Origin of the sequence: Kitasatospora sp. NPDC047058 (assembly GCF_040643935.1) — a bacterium.
In the GTDB taxonomy this organism is placed as follows: Bacteria; Actinomycetota; Actinomycetes; order Streptomycetales; family Streptomycetaceae; genus Kitasatospora.
In genome coordinates, this window is sequence record NZ_JBEYVJ010000593.1 from 1 (window position 1) to 3,370 (window position 3,370).

1 protein-coding gene and 1 pseudogene are annotated in these 3,370 nt (G+C 77.4%); both read right to left on the reverse strand.

Translation table 11 applies throughout. The annotated features are described in order from the left end of the window. Nucleotides 1–2,852, reverse strand: a pseudogene (locus ABZ885_RS37940) (hypothetical protein); the annotation flags it as partial. Between the two features lie 40 nt (nucleotides 2,853–2,892). After that, nucleotides 2,893–3,370: hypothetical protein (locus ABZ885_RS37945; protein WP_360199263.1), on the reverse strand; the 478-nt coding region annotated here is incomplete at its 5' end.

The following is a 3,370-nucleotide window of genomic DNA, read 5'->3' on the forward strand; positions in this document are numbered from 1 at the left end:
AGGAGGAACTCCAGCGACGCGCGCTTGCGGCTGATCTGGTGGGCGCGCTCGGCGGGGTCCACGATGAAGTCGAGCCCGCTGCTCATGCCGCGCGGCCGCAGCAGGTCGGGGACGTCGGTGGTGGCCGTCGAGGCGTGCAGCACCAGCCCGCGGCCCAGCTCCAGCGCCTCGACGGCGGACTGCAGGGTGCCGGGCCCCTGCCGGGGTCCGTGCGCCGGGTTGCCCACGACGGCACCGTCGGGCTCCTCGGGCCCGTGTTCGTGGTCGGCGAGGCACCAGCGGGCGATCAGCAGGGCGCGCGCGGCGGTGTCCCGGGCGACGGTCAGCGCGGAGTCGGCGGCGGCCTGGAGCAGGGCGGCGGTCGCGGTCTCCCGCAGCCCGGCGAGGCCCGTCTCCCGGCTGCGCCGCCGGTCGCCGGGGCCCAGCCGTTCCCGGTGGGCCTCGGCCAGCAGGCCGCTCACCGCGGCGAGCACCTCGGTGGGGGTGCCGCGCTGCAGCCGCGAGCGGACGTCCCGGGCCGCCGCCACCGCGGCCTCGATGTCGGCGGCGCGCCTGGCGTGCCGGTGGCGCATCAGCAGCAGGGTCGCCCGCATCATCTGCCCCCGGATGCCCTCCATGCTGTCCGGGTCGGCGGTGCCGAGGAAGTCGTCCAGGTAGCGCAGGGCGCCGTCGGCCTGGTAGGCGGAGAACGGCGGCATGACGGCGAGCATGCAGAGCGCGGAGGCCGCCCGCATGGTCAGCACGGGCTTGTGGACGTGACCGGCGGGCGTCTCCTCGGCGGCCTCGGCCATCATGGCGACGGCGCGCATCCGGCGGTCCACGTCACCGGTGAACATGGAGAGGGTCACGGCGGCGGCGCCGAGGTCCCCGCGGGCCATCAGCCGCAGCGGGTCGTCCGCCGGCAGCTGCGCGACCAGCGGCTCCAGCAGGGCCACCGCCCGCCCCATCCCGGCGACGTCGCGGCTGTTGAGCGCGATGTGGAACTCCAGCAGCAGCCGGGACCGTTCGAGGGCCGGCCGTTCCCGCAGGGCCAGGTGGATGCCCGTCATGCCGTGGTCGGTCGAGGCCAGGAACGCCAGCACCTCGTCGTAGTAGCGCCGGGAGGCCTCCAGGTCCTGGTGGTCCCCGCCGATCTGGAAGCGCTGGTGCAGGCTGTTGGCGAGGTTCTGCAGGTACACGACGCGGTTGACGTCGTCCGGCGTGGCCCGGCGGAAGGCGGCGTGCTGGTGCCGGATCGCGGCGTCCAGGTCGGCGGTGGCGTTGGTGAGGACGAAGCGCCGGCTCATCGCCGCCGCCAGCGCGCCGTGCGCGTGCTGGTCGAACCCCTTGGTGGCGGAGGGCCTGGCCATCGACTCGTCCAGCATGCCGATCACCCGGTCGATCGCCGCCCGGTCGGTGCCGTACTGGTCCTGGACGATGGAGGCGTGGGCGAGCAGGCCGAGCAGATCGCTGCGGATGATCCCGTTCGACTCCTCGCCGTCCATCGACTCCAGGGCCGTCTCCAGGTGGTGGACGGCCTCCTCGGTGCGGTACTCGTCCGGCTCGTGTTCGTGCAGCGCGTTGACCAGGGTGCCGAGCAGGCCGTGCGAGCTCGCGCGCACCGGATCGTCCGCGGCCATGCCGGCCAGGCCCTCGCGCAGGACGACGACCGCCTCCCGGGCGGCCGCCGTGACGACGGGCCGCTCCAGGCCGGCGCGCTGGGCGAGGGCGTTGCCGAGCAGCCAGCGGGCGGTCCCGCCGAGCGGGTGCTCCGGGGGCAGCAGGCGCCGGATGTCGTGCAGCCGGGCGAGGTGGTGCTCGGCGTCCGCTTCGGTGACCCGGCCGCCGCCGCGGGTCTGGTACCCGTCGACCAGGCGCAGGGCGGCGCGCAGCCGGACGGGGTGGTCCGGTTCGCTGGTCGCGGCCAGCAACTCCAGGTGGGCGAGCGCCCGTTCGGTCCGGTCGGCGGTCGCCGGGCGCTGCTCGGTGCCGAGCAGCAGGAGGGCCAGCCGCTCCCGGGCGGCGTGTTCCAGCGGGTCGCCGAGCTCGGCCGGTCCGGGCCGGGCGTCGGGGGAGGGCCGGGGCGGCGGGGAGCCGGGTTCGCACCACGCGGGCGGACGCAGCTGCGCCAGCAGCCCCTCCAGGACGGCCTCCGCGGCGGCGAGGTCGTGCGGGGAACCGTCGCGGTCGTGGCGGTCGGCCAGCGCGCAGCCCAGCGTCGCCACCAGGCCGGGCTCGGGCTCCTCGGCGTCCGCGGGCTGCTCGGCGTCCCCGTGCTGCTCCGGCCCGGACGACGGCTCCGGCCCGGACGCCGCCTCGAAGGGGACCGGCCACGGCGAGGGCGGCAGCGGTGCCGGGCAGGCCGTCCGCAGCGCCTCGACCGCCCGGTCGAGGTCGTCCGGTCGGGCGGCCGGGTCGGGCGGGCCGTCGCCGTGGCCCTCCTCGTGGCGGGCGTGCAGCAGCAGGCCGAGCCGCCCGGCGGCCGTCGTGCGCTCCCGGGTGCCCGGGGTGAGCAGCGCCGCGGAGAGCGCCAACAGGTCGACGGCGTCGGCGCGTTCGGCCCGGACGGCGTGCCGGATCTGCTCGTCCTCGGCGTAGTCCGCGGTGTCCTGGGCCTGCCAGAAGCGCACCGACAGGGTGAGGCCGAGCAGGAAGCGGACCTCGGTGAGGGCCTGCAGGGGCGCCGCCGGGCAGGCCTCCTCCAGCAGGGCGCGGGCGGTCGTGAAGGCGGTCAGGGCACGGGAGAGCGCGAGGGTGCCACGCGCGGAGGAACTGTGCGCGTCGTACTCGTCGAGCAGGGCGCGCCCCAGCCCGACCAGCGTCCCGGCGTCCTCCGGGGGAACGGCGCCCGGCCCGCTCAACGGCCCGCTCAACGGCCCGCTCAACGGCCCGCTCCGGTCACTGCCCGCCCCGTCACTGCCCGCCCCGGGTCCGGCGCACCGCGAACAGGCCGGCGTGGGCGGCGAACGGGAGTGCGACCAGCAGGGCGGCCCAGAACGCCGCGTGGCCCCAGACCTCGGCCAGGCCGCGGAACCAGCCCTCCAGCACCGGCACGCGCAGCGCCTCCAGCGGTCCGACCGGCGGCGGCCAGGCACCGAGCAGCACCGTCCCGGTGGCCCAGAAGCCGAGCAACCGGCGGGCCGTCCGCGGCGCGGCCGCCGCGCCCAGCAGGGCGAGGACGGCCAGCAGCAGCACGAACCCGGCCTGGTCGGAGGCGCCCGTCCGGCCCGTCCCCCAGGACTCCGCGGTGGGGTGGTGCCCCGTGACGGCGAACCGCACCTCGGCCGCCGCCCAGAGCAGGGCGAGCAGGGTGAGCAGGGCGCCGAGCGCGAACAGCAGGCGGTCCTGCGCGCCCGCGCGGCCCGCCCGCCACTGGTCGCGGCCGGGCGCC